Origin of the sequence: Nocardia spumae (genome assembly GCF_020733635.1) — a bacterium.
In the GTDB taxonomy this organism is placed as follows: domain Bacteria; phylum Actinomycetota; class Actinomycetes; order Mycobacteriales; family Mycobacteriaceae; genus Nocardia; species Nocardia spumae.
Map to the genome: position 1 here is coordinate 1,340,016 of NZ_JAJFZL010000001.1, position 22,298 is coordinate 1,362,313.

The window sequence follows — 22,298 nt, forward strand, 5'->3', positions numbered from 1 at the left end:
GCCGAACGGGCCCGATTCGAGGTCTGCCGGGCCGGGAGGAAGGATCCGCGATCCACTCTCGGCCGAGCGGGCCGCTGCCGGCGATCTTGTTGTCCGAGAAGGACTCCGGAATCCGGATCACGCCACAACTGTACGGCCGGGTCTTCCCGGCCGGGCGGATTCGGAGTGGCGAAGATGCGTGCGGCCGACGTCGGCCAGTTCTGCCCAATGTCCCCAGATGTTAAGAAATCTGTCCCGAAGGGGTAAGCAAAGTCCGGGCGTGGTGCCTACCGTTGAGTGCATCACACAGCGAGGTGGCCGGCCGTGAACGGTCCGCCGTCCGCACGATCGACCGAAATGCCGCGGGCTGTGCGTCGCCGGGAGTTCCCCGGCGATGATTCGCGGCCCTGTCGGAGGAGGAGATGTTCTGTGGCACAAGCCTTTCGCTTCTACGAGACCGGCGGGCCCGAGGTGCTCCGATGGGAGCAGGTCGAGGTCGGCGACCCGGGTCCGGGTGAAGTGCGGATTCGCCACCGGGCCGTGGGCCTGAACTTCGCCGACACGTATTTCCGGACCGGACTGTACCCGGCTGCGCTGCCCGCGGGTATGGGGGTGGAGGCGGCGGGAGTCGTCGAGGCGGTCGGGCCCGCTGTCACCGACTTCGCCGCGGGTGATCGGGTGACCTACACCGGCAGTCCGCTCGGTGCCTACAGCACCGAGCGGGTGATGCCGGCCGAACATCTGATCCGCATTCCGGACGAGATCTCCTTCGAGACCGCTGCCGCGATGACCATGCGCGGGCTGACCACGGCGTACTTGCTGCGTCGCATCCACCCGCTGCGCCCGGGCGATACGGTGCTGTTGCACGCCGCCGCCGGCGGGGTGGGGCTGATCTTCACCCAGTGGGCGAAACTGCTGGGTATCACCGTGATCGGCACCGTCTCCACCGAGCGGAAGGCCGAGATCGCCCGGGCGCACGGCTGCGACCACGTGATCGTCTACACCCGGGAGAACGTCGCCGATCGGGTTCGCGAGCTCACCGGCGGGACCGGAGTCCGGGTGGTCTACGACAGCATCGGCAAGACCACCTTCGAATCGTCACTCGACTCGCTGGCGCGGCGCGGACTGCTCGTCTGTTTCGGCACGGCGTCGGGACCGGTGCCGCCGATCAATGCCATGCAGCTGGCGATCAAGGGCTCGGTCTTCGTCACCCGGCCGGCACTGGCCGACTACATCGCCGATCCGGATGAGCGGGCCGAACTCGCCGAAGAGTTGTTCTCGCACGTGGCCGCCGGCCGCATCCGGATCGACGTCAATCAGCGCTACGAACTCGCGGACGCGATCACCGCGCATCGCGATCTGGAGCAGGGAACGAGCATCGGCTCATCGGTATTCACCGTGGATCGGGAAGGACTGTCATGACAAGCGTTGCCCCCATGGATATTTCGACACGATCCGGAATCTTCGGCGTGCGGCCGCTGACCTGCACCATCGGCGCGGAACTGTTCGATCTGGATCTCGCCGAGGTCGCCCGCGACGACACCCTGTTCGCCGCGCTGAAGGAACTACTGCTCGAGTACAAGGTGCTGTTCTTCCGGGATCAGAACATCACCCGCGCCGAACATGTCGCGCTGGCACAGCGTTTCGGGCCGCTGGAGGACCACCCGGTGCTCGGCAGTGATCCCGACCATCCGGGGCTGGTGCGGATCTACAAGGATCTCGACAGCGCGCCGGAGCATTACGAGAACGCCTTCCACTGCGATGCGACCTGGCGTGCGGCGCCGCCCATGGGATGTGTGCTGCGCTGTGTCGAGACTCCGGCCGTCGGCGGTGACACCATCTGGGTGAATATGGCTGAGGCGTACCGGCGGTTGCCCGAATCGGTGCGATCGCGGATCGCCGGACTGCGGGCCCGGCATTCCATCGAGGCGAGCTTCGGCGCGATGCGGCCCGCCGAGGAACGCCTGCGGCTGCACGAGCAGTTCCCGGACGCGGAACATCCGGTGGTGCGCACCCATCCCGAAACCGGTGAGAAGGTGCTGTTCGTCAACGCCTTCACCACGCATTTCGTCAACTACCACACTCCGGAGAATGTGCGGTTCGGGATCGACTACGCGCCCGGCGCCTCCGAATTGCTCAACTACCTCGTCCGGCAGGCGAGCGTTCCCGAATATCAGGTGCGCTGGCGGTGGAGCGAGAACAGTTTCGCCATCTGGGACAACCGGTGCACCCAGCACTACGCGGTGCAGGACTATTTCCCCGACGTCCGCAAGATGGAGCGCGCCGGGATCATCGGCGACAAGCCTTTCTGAAAGTCGTTCCGTAACAATTCATTCCGATCGGAGTACAGCCATGTTCTTTCACGATGACGCCTTGTTTCCCGAGAACCAGGACAAGCTGGTGATCACCAGCGCGCCGTACGGCCCGGAGTGGGAGCCCGACGATTTCCGCGACGATCTGCCGCTGACCATGGAGGAGCATATCCAGCAAGCGGTCGACTGCTACGAGGCCGGCGCCACCGTGCTGCACATTCACGTGCGTGAACTCGACGGTAAAGGTTCCAAGCGGCTGTCGAAGTTCAACGAGTTGCTCGCCGGGCTTCGCGAGGCCGTCCCGGAGATGATCCTGCAGGTCGGAGGGTCGATTTCGTTCGCGCCCGAGGGTGAGGGCGCCGATGCCAAGTGGCTTTCCGACGACACCCGCCACATGCTGGCCGAACTCGATCCCAAGCCGGATCAGGTGACGATCGCGATCAACACCAGCCAGATGAACATCATGGAGTTGATGACCGCCGACGATATCGCCGGCACCTCGATGGAGCGGCCGGAACTGGCCGATGCCTACCGGGAGATGACGGTGCCGGCCGGACCCACCTGGGTCGCCGAGCATCTGCGCCGCCTGCAGGCCGCCGGGATCCAGCCGCACTTCCAGCTGTCGAGCATCCCGCAACTCGAAACGGTCGAACGGCTGATCCGCCGCGGCGTGTACACCGGTCCGCTGAATCTGACCTGGGTCGGTATCGGTGGCGGGTTCGATGGACCGAACCCCTACAACATCATGAATTTCATCCAGCGCGTACCGGATGGCGCGTGCCTGACCCTCGAGACCCTGATGCGCTCGGTACTGCCGGTCAACGCGATGGCGATCGCCATGGGCCTGCACACCCGCTGCGGTAACGAGGACACGATCTGGGGTCGCAAGGGGCAGAAGATGACCTCGGTCCAGCAGATTCAGCAGCTGGTCCGGATCGCCGGAGAGCTGGGCCGCGAGGTCGCCACCGGTAAGGAGGCCCGCGACATCTACAAGATCGGCACCACCTACGCCGATGCCGACGAAACGCTGGCCAAGGTCGGATTCGCACCGAATCGCACGCCCGGTCAGGTCGGATTCACCCACCACGCCTGAGCGCGGCCGCGGGGCCGGCCCGGGCGCACGTACTCCGGCGGGCGGTACACCGTCGCCGCCCGCCGGTTTCGCCGTGCCCAGCCGAGTCCGGGCGCCGTCGCGGTGGCGAGTTCGCCACCTCACAGAAGGAGTTGTCGCACCGTGCAATCCGCTATCGACCCGACCGTGGTGATCGTGCCCGGTCTGCGCGATCACGTACCCGAGCACTGGCAGACCAGGCTCGCCGCAGAACTGGATCGGGTGCACATCGTGCCGCCGCTCGAACACGACAAGCTGAGCCTGACGGCCCGGGTGGACGCGCTCGACCGCGTGCTGTCCGAGGCGGCGGGCCCGGTCGTCCTGGTCGCCCACAGCGCGGGGGTGATGATCGCCGTGCACTGGGCGCAGCGGCCGACCCGGGACATCCACGGTGCGCTGCTGGCCACACCCGCCGATGTCGAAACCCCTTTCCCGTCCGGATATCCCACCGCCGAGGAGCTGGATCGCCACGGCTGGAATCCGATTCCGCGCCGCCGGCTGCCCTTCCCGAGCATCGTGGCCGCGAGCACCACCGATCCGCTGGCGTCCTGGCGACGGGTGGCCGGTATGGCCGAGGCCTGGGGGAGCCGGCTGGTCGACCTGGGTGATGTCGGACATCTCAATCCCGCCTCCGGATTCGGCCGGTGGGATCGGGCGCGCGAATTGCTCTCCGAGACCGTCGATCTGGGCCGTCCGTCCGGTTTCCGGGAGGGCGCCCGATGACCGAGGTGATGACGTCCGCCGCGGCCGCGGTCGCCGATCTGGAATCCGGATCGTCGGTGGCCGTCGGAGGATTCGGACTGTGCGGCATCCCGGCCACCTTGATCGAGGCGGTCGCCGCGGCCGGTCCGGACGAGCTCGAGATCGTGTCCAACAACTGCGGCACCACCGCGCACGGACTGGGAATCCTGTTGGCCGACAAACGGATCCGCCGAGTGACCGCCTCCTACGTCGGGGAGAACACGGAGTTCGCGCGACAGTACCTGTCGGGCGAACTCGAGGTCGAGCTCACTCCGCAGGGGACACTGGCCGAACGGCTGCGCGCCGGGGGAGCGGGCATCGCCGCCTTCTACACGCCCGCCGGGGTAGGAACGCTGATCGCCGAGGGTGGTATGCCCTGGCGCTACGGACCGAACGGGACCGTGGCCGTCGCCTCGCCACCGAAACCGGTGGCGACCTTCAGCGGACCGGCGGGCCCGAAACGGTATGTGCTCGAGGAGGCGATCACCACCGACTACGCGCTGGTCCACGCCCTGATCGGTGATACCGCCGGAAATCTGATCTTCAACAAGTCGGCGCGCAATTTCAATCCGCTGGTCGCCGCCGCCGGACGCGTCTGCATCGCCGAGGTCGAAACGATCGTGCCCGCAGGCGATCTGGATCCCGATGCGGTGCACCTTCCCGGCATATTCGTCGATCGCATCGTGGTCACCGGCCCCGCGCGGGGCCTGATCGAGAAGCGGACCGTGCGAGCGGAGGAATCGAAATGACCGATGTCACGACGCGTGCCGGCTGGGATCGGCCCGCGATGGCGGCGCGGGCGGCACGGGAACTGCGCTCGGGTGAGTACGTCAATCTCGGAATCGGCCTGCCCACGTTGATCCCCGACCACCTGCCCGCCGATATCCACGTCACCCTGCATTCGGAGAACGGCATCCTCGGCACCGGCCCCTATCCGGCCGACCCCGAGGTCGACGCCGATCTGATCAACGCCGGCAAGGAGACCGTGACCGTCCGTCCGGGCGCGACCTATTTCGACTCCGCGACCAGCTTCGGGATGATCCGTGGCGGCCATATCGATACCGCGGTCCTCGGCGGCATGCAGGTCTCGGCGACCGGTGACCTGGCGAACTGGATGGTGCCCGGGCATATGGTCAAGGGGATGGGCGGGGCCATGGACCTCGTTCACGGCGCGCGCCGGGTGATCGTGCTGATGGAGCACACCGACCGGTCCGGGGCACCGAAGATTCTGCGCCACTGCACATTACCGCTCACCGGTGCGGGAGTGGTGCAGCGAATCATCACCGACCTGTGTGTCCTCGACGTCACCGCGGACGGCTTGGCGCTGCGTGAATGCGCACCGGGCGTCACCGAGGCCGACGTGCTGGCGGCGACCGGCGCACCCGTGCTCACCGACACCCGAGGACGATGACCGTGCTCAATCTCGCGATGCTGCTGGAGGATTCCGCGCGCCGGCACCCGGATGCCGACGCCGTACGCATGGGGACGGATCGGACCACCTATGCCGAGCTGAACGCCCGCGCCGATCGCGTAGCGAATCTCCTGGTCGCCTGGGGGGTGGAGCCGGGCGAGGCGGTGGCGCTGACCTGTCCGAACCTGTCCGACTTCCCCGCTGTCTACTACGGAATCCTGAAGGCGGGCGCGGTCGTCGTCCCGCTCAACATTCTGCTCAAGCCCGCCGAGATCGCCTACCACCTCGGCGATTCCGGCGCCCGGATCTACCTCTGCTTCGAAGGCACCCCCGAATTGCCCACGGGCGCCTACGGAACGGAAGCCTTCGACCGGACGCCGGGGTGCCGGGAAATGTTCGTGATCACCGCGGATCCGGCCGCGCCGTCACCGTATCCAGGCGTGGAGACACTGGATCGGGCGCTGGCGTCCCAGCCGTCCACCTTCGAGACGGTGCCCCGGCAGCCGGATGACACCGCGGTGGTTCTCTACACCAGCGGGACGACGGGAAAGCCCAAGGGTGCCGAGCTCACGCACGCGAATATGGTGTTGAACGCGCTCACCGCCAACCGGCTGTTCGACAGCGGATCGGGGCGGCCCGACACTCATCTGGTGGCCCTGCCGCTGTTCCATTCGTTCGGACAGACCATCAATATGAACGCGGGCCTGTCCACCGGCGCGACGCTGGTGATGCTGCCGCGGTTCGACGCCGCGACCGCGCTCGAGCTGATGGCGGAGGAACGGATCACGTTCTTCGCCGGCGTACCCACCATGTATTGGGGTCTGCTGCACGCGATCGGCGACGGTGTCGACACCGATGTCATGGCGGCCACCCTGCGTCGTGCCGTATCCGGCGGCGCGGCGCTGCCGGTGGAGATCCTCTCGCGTTTCGAACGGCGCTTCGGTGTGCGGATTCTCGAGGGGTACGGCATGTCGGAGACGTCGCCACTGGCGATTTTCGCTGATCCGCACCGGGATTCGCGGCCCGGATCCATCGGCGTGCCGGTCTGGGGGATCGAGGCGCGGCTCATCGATGGGCAGTGGAATACGGTCGCCGGTTCGGGTGTCGTCGGCGAGCTCGCGATTCGCGGCCACAACGTGATGAAGGGGTATCTGAACCGGCCGGAGGCGAATCGGGAGACCCTCCGGGACGGATGGTTACGCACCGGGGATCTCGCCGAGCGCGATGCCGACGGTTTCTACTACATCGTCGACCGGGCCAAGGACATGATCGTGCGCGGCGGATTCAACGTCTATCCGCGTGAGATCGAGGAAACCCTGCTGACCTTCCCCGGCGTCTCGCTCTGCGCCGTGATCGGCGTTCCCGATGAGCATTACGGGAGGAGATCATGGCATTCGTCGTCCCCGAACCGAATTCGTCTCCCGATCCCGGTGAGATGATCGCCTGGTGCCGAGAACGGCTGGCCGCCTACAAGTATCCGCGACGCGTCGAACTCGCCGAGACCTTGCCCATGACCGCGAGCGGCAAGATCCTCAAACGCGAATTGCGGGCCGGCGATACATCCGGCCGGAGCGCAACGTCCACGGCACCCCGCTGAACCCGGCGCCGGATCGCCCGCTCTCGCTACTGCACCGGACCTACCGTTCAGTTGAATTGATCTGTCCACCACTATCTTTCGACGCAGCCCGACGCCATTGGCTCGGGCTGCAGTCGTGATGCCCGCGAAACCAGCGGGTGAAGCTGGCCGGGCTGGAGAAGCCGAGCATCTCCGCGATCTCGGTGAGTGAACGCGCCTGATTGCCCACCACCCGGCGCGCGAGATCGATGCGGGTGGAGTCGAGGATCTCCGAATAGGTGTATCCCTCGTCCGCCAGGCGGCGGTGCACCGTGCGGCGATCCACGCCCAGGCTGCGGGCCACCTGATCGGCCGAGCACCGCCCGGTCGGCAGCAGCAGTTCGACGAGTTCCTGCACCCGATCGCGCACCGCCGTGTCGTGTCCGGTGTCCACGGAATCGAGGAACTGCTGGGTATAGGGCCGCAGCAGCGGATCCGACATCGGATTCGAGGTGTCGAGATCTGTTGTGTAGAGCGTCATTCCGGTGAACTCGTGATCGAACGTCAGATGGGGTCCGAACAACCGCAGATGGGTCGTGCGGTCCCGGGGCGCGCAATGGGTGAAGGTGGTTTCGACCGGGTGCCATTGCGCGCCGAGGAATCCGCGCAGAATCCCCTGCATCGCACCCATCGCCAGCTCGGTGGCCTGCCGGGTACTGCGGCGTTCGCCGAGATCCAGGCGCAGCCGGACATGGCCGATGCCGTTGCGCTCGCTGAGCCGGATGTGCAGGGATTCGTTGTAGGTGTGCTGATGGCGAACCATCAGCTCGAGCGCGCTGCGGACATCGGGCTCCTCGCGGATGACCAGGCTCAACGGTCCCAGGTTGGACAGGCGCCGTCGTTCGGCCAGCAGCAGTCCGAAATCCTCCCGCCCCGATTCGGCGGCGGAACGCTCCAGGAGTTCGGTGACGGCGGAGGCGGGAACCCACCGATCCTGCAGGCTCAGACTGGTGGGATCGAGTCCGGCCTCGCGTACCAGGCGAGCCGGATCCAGCCCGAGAGACTGCCCGAGATCGACGTAGTCGTTCAATGCCGCGTACCGCGCCAAGGGCTTCATCAGCACCCCTCGATGTCCCAGATTGTTCGGATCTGTGTCCCTCAGAGTAAAGCATGAGAGATATTTCGGCCTTACTGTTGTCTCCATCACATCGAGGTAGGGGTTCGATCCGCCACCTCACCACAGGTCCGCGAGCGGCCCGGCGCATTCGCCGGCGCTCGTACCTTTCACAGCTCCGGCGAGCGGGTGCGCCGCCCGCCGGGTTCGTAGGAGCACCCATGCAGTTGAACACCACCCCCGAGGTCCCGGTGGCCGACGGTTCGACCGGTTCCGCGCCGACGCCGGACCGTGCGCGGCGGTATCCCTGGCTGGTCTTCGCCCTCGCCTTCGGACTGTTGCTCGCCGACTACATGTCCCGGCAGGTACTCGGCGCGGTCTTTCCGCTGCTGAAAACCGAATGGGGTCTGACGGACTCACAACTCGGATCGCTCAACAGCGTGGTAGCGCTGATGGTCGGATTGCTGACCTTCCCGCTGTCACTGCTCGCCGATCGGTGGGGCAGGGTCAAGAGCCTGGTGCTGATGGCCACCCTGTGGAGTATCGCCACCCTGCTCTGTGCGCTCGCCTCCGACTACCACCAGATGCTGGGCGCTCGGTTCCTGGTGGGAGTCGGGGAGGCGGCCTACGGCAGCGTCGGTATCGCGGTGGTCCTGAGTGTCTTCGCGCCCCGGATACACGCCGCCCTGAGCGGGGCGTTCATGGCGGGTGGTTCATTCGGTTCGGTACTGGGTGTCGCCGCCGGTGGCGCGATCGCGGTCCACCTCGGCTGGCGTTGGTCCTTCGTCACGATGGCGGTGGCCGGCTTGATTCTGGCCGCGCTGTTCCGGGTGCTGGTGAGCGAGGCGAAACTGGCTCGGCACGCCGACTCCGAAAGCGCGGAGCCAGTGGAGCGCGACGGGTTTCGAGCTCCGGTCTCCTCGCTGTTCACCAATCCGGCGGTGCTGTGCGCCTACCTCGGTGGTGGCGTGCAGTTGTTCGCGGCCGCGGTCCTGCTGGCGTGGACGCCGAGTTTCTTCAATCGGGTCTACGGTCTGGCGGCCGACACCGCGGCCGTCGCGGCGGCGGGTGTCGTCCTGCTGGTCGGCGCGGGAATGGTGTGCTGCGGCATCATCACCGACCGGATCGGCCGTCGTGACCTGTCCCGCAAATGGCTGACCGCGATCGCGTTCTGCTCGATCTCGCTGGTCTGCCTGACCGTCGGATTCAGTATCGAACACGGTGCGGCACAACTGATTCTGATCGGCATCGGCGCATGGTTCTCGGGCGGATCGTCGGGACCGACCGCCGCGATGGTCGCCACGCTCACCCATTCGTCGGTGCGCGCCTCCGCGATGGGCACGCTGACCCTGTCCAACAGTCTGCTCGGAATGGCATTGGGCCCGTTCGTCGTCGGCCTGCTCGCCGATCGATACGACCTGACCACCGCGCTGCGGCTGGCCCCCCTGGCCTATCTCGTCGCGATCGCCGCGCTCGCGGCGGGCAAGTACCTGTACCCGGCCGGCCTGCGCAAACTCGCCGCTGTTCACCACCAACGATGAGGAATTCGATGAAGTTGACGAAATCTGCCCTGACCACTGCGCTCGCGGTGGCGGCCGCCGCCGTCACCACCGGCACGGCGCAGGCGCGGCCCACCGCCGACGCCGTGCACTACGAGATCGGGCGACGGGCGGACTCGGCGGTCGTGACCACCTCCGACGGCAAGCTGAAAGTCGTCGCCGACCAATTGATTCTCACCGATCGCGCCGATCGGCCGGTGGCCGCCGTACCGCTGACCTTCGATATCGACGACACCGCCTACCCGATCGACGCGCGTATCGACGGTGATACCGCTGTACTCACACCGGATCGTGGCAATGGGCGGCCGACCCGGGCCCCGGCCCGCGGCGACATCGTCTCCGCCGGGCAGGCCGTGGAATCGTTCACACCGCGCGATTCGCAAGCGCTGGGCGCGTTCGGCCAGCGCATCGCCATCGCCGCAGGCGTCAGCGCGGTGCTCGGCGCGGTCATCGGTGGGGGAATCGGGTGTCTGGTCGGTGGGGCGGTCGGTGCGGCGATCTCCAGCCCGGTGATCGTCCTGCTGGCCCCGTTCGTCGGCGCGACCGTCGCCGGCTGTGTGCTGGGCGCCGCCACCCTCGGTGCTGTGGGATCGATGGCGGGACTCATCCTGGCCGGCGGCCCCATCACCGTGTTCTCGGCCATCCAGTACTTCTCCACGATTCTGGCCCCGTGCCCGCCGGAACTCCCGTACTGCAAGGATCCGGCGCAGCCCGCGCCCGTCAAATAGTTGTCCGGCAACGCCTTTCGTGCCGAATTCTCCTCAGGAGGTGTCGTGTTCGATTCGTCCCCGCCGGTGCCCACACCGGTCGTCGACCGCATGCGGGCCGGCGGAAACTGGAATCCACTCTGGAATCAGCTCTACGCCTGGGATCCGGAATGGACCGAACGATTCATGGCCATGCATGCCACACCCATCGCGAGAGATGTCTTCCCACCGGAATTCGTCGAACTGCTGAGCATCGCCATCGACGCGGCGTGCACCCACATGTACTCACCGGGGGTGCGTCGCCACATCCGAGCCGCCCTCGAACTGGGCGTGGCTCCCGAACAGATCGTGACCGTGCTCGAGATGGTCAGTGTGCTCGGCATTCACGCCTGCAATGTGGGCATCCCGATTCTCGCCGAAGAACTCGAGGCCCGTGGCCGGTCGGATCACTCGGGCGACGGCGGCCCCGCTCTCGACGGGAATTCCACACGCTGACGCCCGGCCGGTGCCGGGCGGTCGTCCCCGGGCTGCGCTCACGCCCGGGGACGATCGCATAGCGGCCGAGGCGCTCGATCGGGCGCGATCAGGTCGCGCGCGATCCGCGTCGCGGTTCACCCGCAGGGGATGAGTTCGAACACCGGTGTCTCGGGCGAGACTGATCCCATGAACGGCCTTGTCGTGGTGCTGGTGGGTGCGTTGTTGTGTTTCTACGGGATCCGATCGGTGCACTTGGGCGTGGTGGCGATCGGGTTCGGTATCGGGTGGTTGATCGCCGATTTGTTCGATCCGTCGTTCTGGACGTTGTTGCTGTTCGGGTTGATCGGCGCGGTGACAACCTGGGTGGTGGTATCGCTGGTGTTCACCTTCGCGGCGTATGCGATCGGTGGTCTGACCGGCGCGATGGTGGGCGCGAAGCTGGCCACGGTATTCCAGCCCGGTGACAAGAACTGGGCGATGAGCATGATCGTGATCCTGGCGGTGTGTGTGGCGGGGGCGTTTCTTGCCGAACGGTTCCGGGCGCGGGCGTTGTTGTGGCTGACCTCGATCGGTGGCGCGAGCATGGTGCTGAGTGGCCTGGGCCGCACGAGTGATCAGCTGTCGTTCCTGCGTGAACCCGACTCGGGGTGGCAGCAGTTCCTGGCCACCGCGGCGTGGGTGGCGCTGTCGGCCGCGGGCTGGATCGTGCAGCGGCACCTGTTCGCCGAGAAGCTCGGTATCCGCCATCTCGCGGTCGATGACGGTGCGAAGGACGCGGGAAAGTAGCACTCCTTTTCCCGTAGCGGCCGCTTGTGTAGTTATCACATCCATTCTCGCATTGCGTTCGAAAGCGAAATATCTGTTCGCGGCGGTCGCCCAGCGGCGGGCTTTCGCTGCTGCTCCGGCCGGAGTCAATGCGGCTGAACAGGTAATACCGGTACCGGTATCGTTTCGCGCCGCGCGCGGGGTTGCCGTTTCGTGACCTAATCCGCAAATTGGGTGGTAACTGAAGGGGGCGATGAAACTCGGGCGCCGGCGCCGGATGATCGGCGTTGTCCGGCCGCGGTTGCGGTGGGGGTGATCTGTACCGCCGCGACGGCTCGGAGCTATCGCAGGCGATGCAACGCTTTTCCTTCGGCGCTGGTCCGGACCGGCGTGATCTCGTTCGACCGGTAACCGGAACCCTACTTCCAGATTTGCTCACCGGAGAGTGACGGGCGTACGACAGCCGTGCGGGTACAGACCATACGGTCGGGACGGTATTGGAGTTCCGGTTGCCGGTCGCGCTCGGGTTCGCGCCGCAATCTTCTGGCGACCATCGCTTTTTGGAGCGCGGCACTGCCGGAATTGTGCTATATACAGGTAGGAATTAAATCCTCCTAAATTTGCGGTTGCGGATGAATCGATGGTCTGCAACCGGTAAGAAGCCGATGCAGGGTCGGGGCGCATCGGATCGTCGATGTTTCAGTAGGCGAGTGTTTCCGCACATCTGAAAGGGGAATCGGTTGTACACATCGGAGACCGCGACCAAATATGTCGTGACAGAGCTGGAATCGACCGGCGCCGCCCGGCGCGAGGATTTCGACGTCTCGGCGATAGTTGCGATCCTGCATCGGATCGTCAACAGCTGGGATTTCGATCTTCTGGACCGCCGTGTCTTCTGGGGCGTGGCGGCCAGTCGGCTGCGGTTGTAGTCGAACGGTTCCGCTGCCGATCGGGCGGTCGGCCGATCGGGCGGATTTTCTCCGAGTCGCGCACTGCTACGGTCGCGGGCCGCGGAGTCGCGTATCGGCGTCTGCCGCGCACCGGGGCGCCAGCGCTCTGTGCGGCGCTGTCCGGCTGCGATGCCGTGTCACCGACGCCGCGCAGTGGTTCACCCCCGGGTGGAGGCCATCGGCATCGAAGGGCCCGGGCGTGATCGGTCGATAGGCTGACGCGGGACCTGCGAAAGGAGCGTTCATGAGCGCCGCTACCGCCGACCGGTTGGCCGATATCGCGTTTCCGCTGACACCCTGTGCCGATGAGAGCCGGGCGTTCCATGAGCATTGGCCGGTCCGGCTCGGTGATACCGATGGCGCCGAGCGGCTGCGGCTCGATGCGGTGGCCCGGTATCTGCAGGACATCGGCTACGACCATCTGCAGGTGGTCGACGAGGGGGATCTGCATCCGGGGTGGATCGTGCGGCGCACGGTCATGGATGTCCTGCGGCCCATCGAGTTCGGGGATCGGGTGCATCTACGGCGCTGGCCGTCGGCGCTGTCGAATCGGTGGTGCAACATGCGCATTCAGGTGCGCAGCGAGAACGGTGGCCTGATCGAGACCGAGATGTTCCTGATTCATGTGGATATCGAGGCCGGGCGTCCGGCGCGGATGAGCGACCGTTTCATGGCGCCCATGCTCGCGGCGACCACCCAGCATCGATTGCAGTGGCGGCCCGCGCTGCGCGCGCGGGCCGGCACCGGCGCCGAGCCGCGGCCGTTCCCGCTGCGGGTGACCGATGTCGACCGCTATGGACATGTCAACAACGCGGTGCACTGGGGTGCGGTGGAGGAGGCGCTCGCCCGCTTTCCCGATGCCACGGCAGCGCCCTATCGGGTGATCCTCGAGCATGCCGGGCCGGTGATGGCCGGCGATGAGGTGCTGATCCGCGCGTGGCCGGACGAGGACGGGTTGCGAGTACAGCTGGAGGTCGACGGCAGCGCCCGGACTCTGGCGCGGATCGAACCGCTCGCCGCCGGGTAGCTTCCGGGCCTTCGGTTTCGATGGGGGGTGTCCGGCGTTTGCCGCCGCCGGACACCCCACCTCGTTTCAGCGGGGTGCGTTGGCCGGATCGGCCAGGGTCGGGGTGCGCCCCTGCTTGTGTGCCTGCTTGGCATCGTCGAAGAACTCGCGGGTGAACAACGCCGAGAGGATCGCGATGCCGCCGCGGTGGATGCGGAATTCACTCTTGGCGCTGGTGCCGGTCAGCCGGATGACGCGGCCGGCGGCGTCGCGCGGCTCGGCGAAGTCCTTCACCCGCCCGCGCCCGTTCCATTCCAGTTCGCTCCGGTCGATGACGGCGTCGTCGGGAACCAGCAGCTTGACCATGGCGTGGTCCAGCGTGGCATGAACCTCGATCGGGCCCTCGCCCTCGATCCACGGCGAGCGCAGATCGATGACGACGCCGGCGTAGCGGGCTTTGATCTCGAAATCGGTGGCGTGGGTCCAGTCGCCGAGGCGTTTGGTGCTCTCGTGGTCGGCGTGGATGCGGACGGTGTCGGTCTTGGTGGTCATCGGTTCGGGTCCTTTCGGATCTCAGTGGTCGAGTTCGCCTGCTCCTCAATAGTGGCATACAAACTAGTGTCTAAGCAACTAGTATTTGAGAATCTAGTTGTACCGCACCTAGTAGGATGGGTGACATGACCACATCGGACCGGTTCAAGCGATCCCCGCTCGCCATGGCGGTGCTCGGCATCCTGCACCTGGAGCCGATGCACCCCTACGCGATCCAGCGCCGGATCAAGGAGTGGGGTAAGGACAAGGTCGTCAACGTGGGTCAGCGTGCCCAGCTGTACAAGACGATCGCGCGGCTGCAGGACGCCGGGCTGGTCGCGGTGCGTGCGACGGGCCGTGATCAGCAGTACCCGGAACGTACCGTCTACGAGATCACGGAGTCGGGCCGCGCCGCCTGCCTCGCCTGGATCACCGACATGGTCTCCACTCCCCGCAACGAGTTCCCGGAATTCCCCGCGGCGCTGTCCTTCCTGATGCTGCTCGGTCCCGAGGGCGCCCGGGCCGAACTCGAACGTCGTGTGAATACGCTGCGCGCCGACCTGTCCGAGCTCGAGGCGGGCATATCGCAGGCCGCGCGGTTCGGGCTCCCGCGCGTCACGATGCTCGAAGACGAATATCGGCGCGCGGTCACCGAGGCGGAAATCCGTTGGCTCGACGGCGTCGTCGCCGACCTCGCCGCCGGATCCCTCGGCTGGTCGTGGGAATCCTTGGCTCGGTTCCGGAATCAGGCGGTCGCATCGGACGGATAGGCGTATCGCGGTCGCCGATCACCGCCGATCGCGGTCTCCGATGGCGAAAGGCGCACGGCGGCAGTCGTTTCGGCGCACCAGCTGTCAGGCGAGCAGGACGTGCTGGCGGACGTCGATATAACCGTCGCGGAACAGGTCGGCGCAGCCGGTGAGATAACGCTGGTAGCGGTCGTAGACGGCTTCCGAGGTGAGGGCGATCGCCTCGGCGCGGTGTTCGCGCAATGCCCGCGCCCACAGGTCGAGGGTGTGGGCGTAGTGCGGCTGCAGAGACTGGACGTCCTGAGTTCGGAAACCCGCGCGTGCGGCGTACTCGGAGACCCATTGCGGCTGGGGTAGCTGACCGCCCGGGAATATCTCGTCGATCAGGAATTTGCAGAAGGCCAGATATTCGTGGGTCACCGGAATGTCCAGCTCGCGGAGTTGGTGACGGTGGAATCCGATGATGGTGTGCAGCATCATCCGGCCGTCCGGCGGAAGGAGCCGGTGGCAGCGGTCGAAGAAGGCGTCGTAGCGTTCACGCCGGAAGTGCTCGAAGGCGCCGATCGAGACGATCCGGTCCACCGGCTGATCGAACTCCTCCCAGCCACACAGCCGCACCTCACCGGCGGGCCGGGGGAGGGTGGTCAGTAGTTCGCGCACGTGCTCGAACTGATTTCGGCTCAGTGTCAGGCCGATCACGCGCACATCGTATTTCTCGATCGCGCGCATCATGGTCGAACCCCATCCGCAGCCGATATCGAGCAGCGTCATCCCCGGGTGCAGATCGCATTTTCCGAGCGACAGATCGATCTTGGCGAGCTGAGCCTGTTCCAGGGTGAGATCCGGTTCCCGGAAGTAGGCGCAACTGTAGGTGCGGCTGGGGTCGAGAAACAGTGCGAAGAATTCGTCGGACAGGTCGTAGTGCGCCTGGACGTCGGCGTAAAACGGTGACAGATCGGTCATGGCGACCTCTCATCGGATCGAAGCTTCGGGTTGCTCTGTGGTGAGAACGAGGTAGTCGGCCGAAGGGTTCGATGCCCGGGAACTACCCGGCTTCGCGGGCGGTGGCGAGAATCGAGGCGATGGCGGGGTCGGTGCCGGCGATGTCGTCGAGCGCGGCGGTCAGGGTGTCGTCGTAGGTGCCGCGGGCCTCGCGATAGCGAGTGCGGCCGGCGTCGGTGAGGACGGTGTACACGCCGCGTTTGTCGTCGGGACAGGCGTCGCGGTAGGTGAAATCGGCGGCATTGAGCCGGCCGACCAGCCGGGTCACCGAGCTCTGGTTGAGTCCGAGCTTGTCGGACAGTTCCTGCATGCGCAGTTCGCTGTCGTCGGCCTGGTCGAGAAAGCCCAGGGCCCGATATTCCGACAGGCCGAGACCGTGGCGGCGTTGCAACGTGGTCGCGAGCCGGTTCTCGACATGAGCGTGCAGGATCAGCAGCCGATTCCACATCCGTGCGTCGGCACCGGTTTCCGCCTGTGATGACATCGTCGACTCCTGGGCCTACCCGGGGACCGGCCGGGGTGGCCGGCACCTGCTTGACATCAGTTTACTTGTACATGCATGATCTTCTTCGTCGACATAAACTTGCACATACATACAATTAATCCGAGGAGATTCCCATGGCCTGGGTCTACCTGCTCATCGCGTCCGTCTTCGAGATCGTGTTCGCCCTGGCGACCAACGCCACCCACGGATTCACCGTGCTGGGGCCGTCGCTACTGACGGCCGCCGCTGCCGGTGGCGGGATCTTCTTCCTGTCCCTCGCGTTGAAGTCGCTGGATGTCGGGGTCGGCTACACCGTGTGGACCGGGATCGGTTCGGTCGGGACGGTGATCTTCGGGTCGGTGGTGTTCGACGAGGCGATCACCCCGGCGAAGGTGCTGGCCTTCGTGCTGATCATCGGCGGGGTGCTGGGGTTGAAGATCGCCGACAAGCTCACCACCGTGACCGCCGCCGCCGACATCGTCGTCCGGCCGGCCTGAACCTTGCCCGCTGTTCGTTCCGCTGAATCATCCACTGTCTCACTATTTTTCGGGGAGTCCCGTCATGTCCTGGATCTATCTGCTGATCGCCGCGGTATTCGAGGTCGCCTTCGCATTGGGCACCAACGCCACCAAGGGGTTCACCCGGTTGTGGCCGTCGGTGTTCACCCTGGTGGCCGCCGCGGCCGGCATCTTCACGCTGAGCTTGGCGCTACGCACCCTCGATGTCGGGGTCGGCTACACCATCTGGACCGGCATCGGGGCGATCGGCACCGTCGTACTCGGCGCACTCGTCTACAAGGAGAAGATCACCGCGCCGAAGATGCTCTCGTTCGCCGCCATCATCGCGGGTGTGCTGGTGCTGCGCCTGGCCGCCGGAGCCTGACCCCCTCGGCTGTGGCGGGAATGGTCGGCGCCGTTGTCACGGTGTTGTCGGCGAACCGAATTCGGCGAGCACCGTGCCGTGTCGGATGACGCCGGAAAGGCCGGGCAGTTCGACCGGCGCCGACCAGGTCCGGAACCCGTCGTAGCTGTCGCTGTAGAGGTAGCGGCCCTCGGTGTAGGCGTCGAGATAGATGCGATGCCCGCCGTCGGGCAGCACCACCACCGACGGTCCTTCGCGCGGGCCGCCCCAGCCGGCCCAATCTCCCTCGGCCACAAAGCTGTACGGGCCCAGCGGATTATCGGCCACCGCCAGCTCGATCAGCTTCGTATCCTCGTTCTTCACGAACGCGTACAGCCGCCCGTCCAGGCGGACCAGTTGGGTATCGATATAGCCCAGTGAACCCGGACCGCGCGGGCCCAGATTCAGCAGCGGTAGCGGCGGAGCCCAAGCGGACAGGTCGTGCCCCAGCGGCACCACCAGATGCGGGGTGAAGCCGTGCCCCCAGGTCAGCGAAACGAGGATGCCGACCCGGCCCGCCGCATCGGCATACCATTCCGGCGCCCACGCCCCTTCGAGACGGCCCGGTACCAGGATCGGCACCGGCGCCATCGCCGTCCAGGTGATCCGATCGCGACTTCGTGCCACACCGATCGAGGTCGCGTCGGGGGCCATCGTGTAGGTGAGGTAGTACCAGCCGTCGGTGTGCAGCAGCACGCTGGGATCGCGTACCAGCCCGTTCCGCGGCGTGTACGCACGCTCGGCCACCGGGGTGAACCGGGTGCCGTCGACCGACTCGTACACCGCCATGGTGGAGTCGCTGTGGGCGCGGAACGCGGTCATCGTGTACCGCGAGGGCACCCGCCGCGGATCGGTACCGACCCCCGGCAACGCCGATTGTGCCCCTGCCGTTCCCGCTGCCAGCAACGGCAGCCCGGCCAGCAATGCGAGTGCGGACCTGCGTCCCACGGTGATCGCCATGACCGGCGATTCTGCGGTCCGCGCGCGACGATGCGCCGCAGGCGCGCCGGAAACCGCCGGCCCGATCGACGACGCCTGTCCCGACCGCCCGGTCGAGCCGAGTCATCGGCCCCGACGACCCGCCGAAGCATCCGTTGGGCGTGGCGTGGCCGCGAAGCATCGGTGACGTAGTGGAATCGATGCACAACATGTGCGCAGCTCGGCCCGAACATGACGTGATCCTGCTCTACCCAACTGGCACCGAGGCCGCGGCCGCCCGGCCGGGCCCTCGGACAGACCGAGAGGGAGAACTCACTCGTGCGGAGAACTCTGGTGGCACCTGTCGCGGCCTTGCTGATAGCGAGTGGTACGGCAACGGCGAGTCCGGTCGAGGCGGACGAACCGATCGCGATGAACCCGCGCACGTCGTTCGCGATCGTGTCATTGGTTCCCGGAATCGATAGCGGCACAGCCAATTCGGATGAACCACGTCCTGCCCTGTCGATCATCAAGCTATATCTGGTCGACTATGTCCTGCGCTACGGCGATCGGTCCGCATCGGACCGGCAGCTGGCGCAGCGCGCGATCCAGCTCTCCGACAGCGATGCCGCGAGCGCGCTGGACAGCAAGTATCCGGGCGCCATCGATGCCACGGCCGCGGAGTTCGGATCGACTGCGACGCGGCGCGGTTCGTTCTGGGGCGACTCCTACACCAGTGCTAGCGACGTCGCCGGATTCCTCGTCGCCAAGGAGCTCAGCGATCCCGGCTCGCCCATGCTGGTCTGGATGGCCACCGCGAGCCCGATCGCCGCGGACGGAACCGCACAGAATTGGGGAACCGCGCGAATGCCGGCGGTGATCGGCAGCAAATGGGGTTGGTCGGACGATCCGGTCTCCCCGGTCTCCGCGGTCGCCTCGGCCTCGTTCGGCCCGGGCTTCGCGACCGCCGCGTTCACCAACGGTGACGCGGACGACGAGAACGCCGACCTCGCGGGATTCACACCATGACATCTGTCATGGTCGATCGATGACGAACGGGTCGGGTGCGCGCTCGCCGGTGCGCCTAGCGTCGGTCTGGACATCGGAACAGCCAGTTCAGGAGCGCACATGAGTACCACCGCATCCGCCCCCGGAATGGACCGCAAGGTCCTCGCCCGCCAGTTGCTCCGCGACGCCGGGGTGCCGATGGCCGCCTACTACGGGCTCCACGCCGCCGGAGCGAGCGATGTGGTCGCCCTCAGCGCCGGAACGGTGGTGTCGGGAGCGTTCGTGATCGCCGAGATCGTGCGCAAGCGCCGGCTCGATCCCTTCGCGGCGGTGATCCTGGCGAGCTTCGCGCTCGGGCTCGTCCTGACCTTCGTCTCCGGCGACGCGCGTTTCGTGGTCGCCAAGGACTCCTTCACCACCGCCTTGATCGGAGCTGCGTTCCTGCTCAGCGTGATCGTCGGCAAGCCGCTGATCTACGTGAGCGCGCAACGCGGCATGTCCGCGGACGCGGCGACGGCCTTCCAGGAGCGGTACCGCACTCGCCCGCAGATGCGGCGTGTGCTCAACCTGCTGAGCATCGTCTGGGGCGCCGGGCTGTGTCTCGAAGCCGCGCTGCGGCTGGTGCTGGTCTATCAGCTGCCCATCCCGACCATGGTGTGGCTGTCCACCGTGATGATGGTGGTCACCTTCGGTGTACTGATCGCGATCACGATCGCGGTGGTCCGGCGGGCCCGCGGTCAGAACGCGGCACAGCCCGCCACCGTCACCGTCTGATCCGCGGCTATCGCCTGTCTACTGTCCGGTCGAGGGGCGGCTGTCGGTGCGGTGCAGCACCCAGGTGCCACGGCCGGCGGCCTTGGCGCGGTACAGGCCGATATCGGCGTCGTTCAACAGTGTTTCGGCCTTCGCGCCGGCGACCGGGGTGACAACGGCGCCGATGCTGGCCGACAGCGACAGCAGATCGCCGCGACCGATCGGAATCGGGTTTCGCAGCGTGGCGAGCATGGTCTCGGCGGCCGTGTGGGCCGCTGTGTCGTCGCAGGGCGGCGCGAGCAGGGCGACGAACTCGTCGCCTCCGATGCGGGCCGGCGTGACCGACGGCGAGGTCAGGGTCGCGTCGAGTCTGCGGCCGACCTCGGCCAGGACGCTGTCTCCCGCGCGATGGCCGTAGCGGTCGTTGATCATCTTGAACTCGTCGAGATCGAGGAAGCACAAGCCGATGTGATCGTCGGGACGGGCGGCCGCGACGATGGCCTCCAACCGCTCGAGCAGGAAGAGGCGATTCGGCAGACCCGTCAACGGGTCGTGCCGGGCCTGCCACCACAGTTTCTGTTGCATGGCCCGCCGTTCGGTGATGTCCTCGCCCACCGCGAGCAGCCGCAAGCCACGTCCGCCCACACCGGGCACCACGGTCATCGTCCACGCGCCCCAGCAGACGGTGCCGTCGGGACGGCAGAAGCGCCCTTCGAAGCGCTCGGTGCCGTGTTTGCGCCGGTACAGATCGACGACGACCTGACGCAGCTTGTCGCGATCATCGGGATGCATCAGGTCCAGACCGGCCACTCCCTGCAGGTCTTCCGGGGTCATCCCGACCATCCGCGCCGTCGTAGGGTTGGCCTCCAGCGTGATCCCGTCGCTGTCGTAGAGCGCGATAGCCACCGCGGCGTTGTCGAAAAGCACGCGGAAGCGCTGGTCGGCAACTTCCTCACTGCGGATGTGGACCGCGAGCAACTCGGTACTGTAGCCGCGGGCCAGCTCGCCCAGGAGCGCCCCGAACCGCCGCGCGCGATCCGGCAGCTGGGAGCGCTCCAGCAAACCGGCCAGCACCGCCGCGGTCGGGGTCATCATGGCGGGAACCGTCAGGTTCGACCGGACCATCTCGACGCCCACGCGATATGCGGGTGACGGGTCGAACGACTCGGCGGACAGGGCGGCTTCCAGCTCGACGATCCATCTCGCGGTCGACCGGCGGATGTCGTGCGGCAGAGATGTCGGCACGTCACCGCAATCGACCAGGGCTGCCGACCAGTCCCGCGCCATGTCGGCAACCTCGCGAGTGTCCATCCGCGAGGACCTTCCTCCATTGCCGGACCCGGCGGTCCGGCACAGACGACCCTCCCCGTTCGCTCACAGTCAGCCTACGAGAGAACGGGCGCGCCCGGGCCGACACCGCCCACCCGGTACGAATCGGATCGGCAATACCGGGTCGGTGGCGGGGCACGCCGGGGCGCCGAGAGGGCGAGGGTTGCCGGGCCGAGCGCACGCCGACCGCGGGGCGGGCCGGTATCGGTATCGGTGTCGGTGCGGGGAGCGGGCGTGGGTACGGTGAACGGCGAGGAGGTGGCCGGCGGTGGATGGGCAGATGGCGCGGGCCAGGCAGGAACGGCGGCGCGTGATCGTGGCCGCCGCGGCGGGATTGTTCGCCGCCTGCGGTTACCGCGCAGCGAGTATGGATGAGATCGCGTGCCGGGCCGGGATCAGCAAACCGGTGCTGTACAAGTCGTTTTCGAGCAAGCTGGAGCTGTATCTGGTGGTCCTGCACGACGCGGTGCAGGTGCTGGAGGAGACGCTCACCGAGGCACTCGATCGCGCGCAGGGGATGCGTGCCATCGTGGCGGCGACGGTATCCGCGGTGTTCGACTTCGCCGATATCCATCCGCGCAGTGCCGCCCTGCTGGCCGGCGCCGCGGTCGTCGACGAACCGTCTGCGCAGCGCATGGCGCACCAGGCCGCGACGATCTGCACCGATACCGTCTCGCGAGCGCTCACGCCGTATGCCTTGCCCCAGGCCGAGTACGGCTGGCTGATCACGGCCGAATTGGTGGCGATCGCTCAGTCGTGCGCACGGGACTGGGCGGCCACCGGCAAGCCGCTGCCCAAGAACGAAGCCGTCGCGACGACCGCGAGCTTGTGCTGGTCCGGCCTCGCCGGAGTACAACTGGCACCGAACCGCATGGCTCCCGTCGGCGATGCCTTCCCGGCCTCCGACGCCAGGACATAGACGGCGTCGGTGATAGCG

General features: G+C 66.8%; 24 protein-coding genes and 1 pseudogene. 19 read left to right on the forward strand and 6 right to left on the reverse strand.

All coding sequences use genetic code 11. The annotated features are described in order from the left end of the window. Positions 1 to 408 precede the first annotated feature (408 nt). From LKD76_RS05170 to LKD76_RS05200, 7 genes and pseudogenes are all read left to right on the forward strand, one after another. On the forward strand, positions 409 to 1,401 hold the full coding sequence (locus LKD76_RS05170; protein WP_227979809.1) for a quinone oxidoreductase family protein: 993 nt from the start codon (positions 409 to 411) through the stop codon (positions 1,399 to 1,401). Next, entirely contained in the window at positions 1,398 to 2,291 is an 894-nt protein-coding gene (locus LKD76_RS05175; RefSeq protein WP_227979810.1) for a TauD/TfdA dioxygenase family protein, read from the forward strand. The genes LKD76_RS05170 and LKD76_RS05175 overlap by 4 nt, the downstream gene beginning before the upstream one ends. 40 nt (positions 2,292 to 2,331) lie before the next feature. Next, positions 2,332 to 3,384, forward strand: coding sequence for a beta-keto acid cleavage family enzyme (locus LKD76_RS05180; RefSeq protein WP_227979811.1), 1,053 nt, complete (start codon positions 2,332 to 2,334; stop codon positions 3,382 to 3,384). 141 nt (positions 3,385 to 3,525) lie between these two features. Next, positions 3,526 to 4,125, forward strand: a complete 600-nt coding sequence (locus LKD76_RS05185) for an RBBP9/YdeN family alpha/beta hydrolase (RefSeq protein WP_227979812.1) — start codon at positions 3,526 to 3,528, stop codon at positions 4,123 to 4,125. Then, the gene (locus LKD76_RS05190) at positions 4,122 to 4,892 is read left to right on the forward strand and encodes a CoA transferase subunit A (protein ID WP_227979813.1); all 771 of its coding nucleotides are present in this window, start codon (positions 4,122 to 4,124) and stop codon (positions 4,890 to 4,892) included. Before LKD76_RS05185 ends, LKD76_RS05190 begins: the two co-directional genes overlap by 4 nt. Then, the gene (locus tag LKD76_RS05195; protein ID WP_227979814.1) at positions 4,889 to 5,554 is read left to right on the forward strand and encodes a 3-oxoacid CoA-transferase subunit B; all 666 of its coding nucleotides are present in this window, start codon (positions 4,889 to 4,891) and stop codon (positions 5,552 to 5,554) included. The genes LKD76_RS05190 and LKD76_RS05195 overlap by 4 nt, the downstream gene beginning before the upstream one ends. Before the next feature lie 2 nt (positions 5,555 to 5,556). After that, positions 5,557 to 7,151 (forward strand): annotated as a pseudogene (locus LKD76_RS05200) (long-chain-fatty-acid--CoA ligase). Between the two features lie 40 nt (positions 7,152 to 7,191). Here LKD76_RS05200 and LKD76_RS05205 read toward each other — a convergent pair. After that, positions 7,192 to 8,226 (reverse strand): AraC family transcriptional regulator, encoded by a 1,035-nt coding sequence (locus LKD76_RS05205; RefSeq protein ID WP_227979815.1) that lies wholly within the window; start codon positions 8,224 to 8,226, stop codon positions 7,192 to 7,194. A gap of 218 nt (positions 8,227 to 8,444) precedes the next feature. Here LKD76_RS05205 and LKD76_RS05210 point away from each other — a divergent pair, with 218 nt between their 5' ends. From LKD76_RS05210 to LKD76_RS05235, 6 genes are all read left to right on the forward strand, one after another. Then, a complete protein-coding gene (locus tag LKD76_RS05210; protein ID WP_227979816.1) occupies positions 8,445 to 9,764 on the forward strand; it encodes an MFS transporter in 1,320 nt (439 codons plus the stop codon). A gap of 8 nt (positions 9,765 to 9,772) precedes the next feature. Next, a complete protein-coding gene (locus LKD76_RS05215) occupies positions 9,773 to 10,510 on the forward strand; it encodes a DUF8020 domain-containing protein (protein WP_227979817.1) in 738 nt (245 codons plus the stop codon). Between the two features lie 90 nt (positions 10,511 to 10,600). Then, complete coding sequence (locus tag LKD76_RS05220; protein WP_227985100.1) at positions 10,601 to 10,984, forward strand: carboxymuconolactone decarboxylase family protein; 384 nt, start codon at positions 10,601 to 10,603, stop codon at positions 10,982 to 10,984. A 168-nt stretch (positions 10,985 to 11,152) separates the two neighbouring features. Next, positions 11,153 to 11,752 carry a DUF4203 domain-containing protein gene (locus tag LKD76_RS05225; RefSeq protein ID WP_227979818.1) on the forward strand — a complete coding sequence of 200 codons (600 nt, stop codon included), beginning with the start codon at positions 11,153 to 11,155 and terminating at the stop codon, positions 11,750 to 11,752. Positions 11,753 to 12,504: 752 nt separating this feature from the next. Next, positions 12,505 to 12,660, forward strand: coding sequence for a hypothetical protein (locus LKD76_RS05230; protein WP_227979819.1), 156 nt, complete (start codon positions 12,505 to 12,507; stop codon positions 12,658 to 12,660). A gap of 265 nt (positions 12,661 to 12,925) precedes the next feature. Beyond that, entirely contained in the window at positions 12,926 to 13,708 is a 783-nt protein-coding gene (locus LKD76_RS05235) for an acyl-[acyl-carrier-protein] thioesterase (protein WP_227979820.1), read from the forward strand. 66 nt (positions 13,709 to 13,774) lie between these two features. On the opposite strand, the gene LKD76_RS05240 is transcribed toward LKD76_RS05235, so the two are convergent. Next, on the reverse strand, positions 13,775 to 14,239 hold the full coding sequence (locus tag LKD76_RS05240) for a hypothetical protein (RefSeq protein WP_227979821.1): 465 nt from the start codon (positions 14,237 to 14,239) through the stop codon (positions 13,775 to 13,777). A 125-nt stretch (positions 14,240 to 14,364) separates the two neighbouring features. Between LKD76_RS05240 and LKD76_RS05245 the strand changes: the two genes are divergently transcribed. After that, positions 14,365 to 14,988, forward strand: a complete 624-nt coding sequence (locus LKD76_RS05245) for a PadR family transcriptional regulator (protein WP_227979822.1) — start codon at positions 14,365 to 14,367, stop codon at positions 14,986 to 14,988. 84 nt (positions 14,989 to 15,072) lie between these two features. Here the strand turns inward: LKD76_RS05245 and LKD76_RS05250 are convergent, their stop codons facing one another. Together LKD76_RS05250 and LKD76_RS05255 are read right to left on the reverse strand one after the other, a co-directional pair. Then, positions 15,073 to 15,930, reverse strand: coding sequence for a cyclopropane mycolic acid synthase family methyltransferase (locus tag LKD76_RS05250; RefSeq protein ID WP_227979823.1), 858 nt, complete (start codon positions 15,928 to 15,930; stop codon positions 15,073 to 15,075). A gap of 82 nt (positions 15,931 to 16,012) precedes the next feature. Next, positions 16,013 to 16,453 (reverse strand): MarR family winged helix-turn-helix transcriptional regulator, encoded by a 441-nt coding sequence (locus LKD76_RS05255; RefSeq protein WP_227979824.1) that lies wholly within the window; start codon positions 16,451 to 16,453, stop codon positions 16,013 to 16,015. 134 nt (positions 16,454 to 16,587) lie between these two features. On the opposite strand from LKD76_RS05255, the gene LKD76_RS05260 reads away from it, so the two are divergent. Both LKD76_RS05260 and LKD76_RS05265 read left to right on the forward strand, forming a co-directional pair. After that, on the forward strand, positions 16,588 to 16,950 hold the full coding sequence (locus LKD76_RS05260; protein ID WP_227979825.1) for a DMT family transporter: 363 nt from the start codon (positions 16,588 to 16,590) through the stop codon (positions 16,948 to 16,950). Positions 16,951 to 17,014: 64 nt separating this feature from the next. Continuing rightward, positions 17,015 to 17,335: a DMT family transporter gene (locus LKD76_RS05265; RefSeq protein WP_227979826.1), complete on the forward strand. Its 321-nt coding sequence runs from the start codon at positions 17,015 to 17,017 to the stop codon at positions 17,333 to 17,335. 36 nt (positions 17,336 to 17,371) lie between these two features. Here LKD76_RS05265 and LKD76_RS05270 read toward each other — a convergent pair whose 3' ends face one another. Further along, positions 17,372 to 18,313 carry a glycoside hydrolase family protein gene (locus tag LKD76_RS05270; protein WP_227979827.1) on the reverse strand — a complete coding sequence of 314 codons (942 nt, stop codon included), beginning with the start codon at positions 18,311 to 18,313 and terminating at the stop codon, positions 17,372 to 17,374. Positions 18,314 to 18,625: 312 nt separating this feature from the next. Here LKD76_RS05270 and LKD76_RS05275 point away from each other — a divergent pair, with 312 nt between their 5' ends. Then, the gene (locus LKD76_RS05275; RefSeq protein WP_227979828.1) at positions 18,626 to 19,300 is read left to right on the forward strand and encodes a hypothetical protein; all 675 of its coding nucleotides are present in this window, start codon (positions 18,626 to 18,628) and stop codon (positions 19,298 to 19,300) included. A 99-nt stretch (positions 19,301 to 19,399) separates the two neighbouring features. Then, on the forward strand, positions 19,400 to 20,053 hold the full coding sequence (locus LKD76_RS05280) for a VC0807 family protein (protein WP_227979829.1): 654 nt from the start codon (positions 19,400 to 19,402) through the stop codon (positions 20,051 to 20,053). Between the two features lie 18 nt (positions 20,054 to 20,071). On the opposite strand, the gene LKD76_RS05285 is transcribed toward LKD76_RS05280, so the two are convergent. Beyond that, a complete protein-coding gene (locus tag LKD76_RS05285) occupies positions 20,072 to 21,343 on the reverse strand; it encodes a diguanylate cyclase domain-containing protein (protein WP_227979830.1) in 1,272 nt (423 codons plus the stop codon). 298 nt (positions 21,344 to 21,641) lie between these two features. Between LKD76_RS05285 and LKD76_RS05290 the strand changes: the two genes are divergently transcribed. Further along, positions 21,642 to 22,280: a TetR/AcrR family transcriptional regulator gene (locus tag LKD76_RS05290; protein ID WP_227979831.1), complete on the forward strand. Its 639-nt coding sequence runs from the start codon at positions 21,642 to 21,644 to the stop codon at positions 22,278 to 22,280. Positions 22,281 to 22,298: the final 18 nt, after the last annotated feature.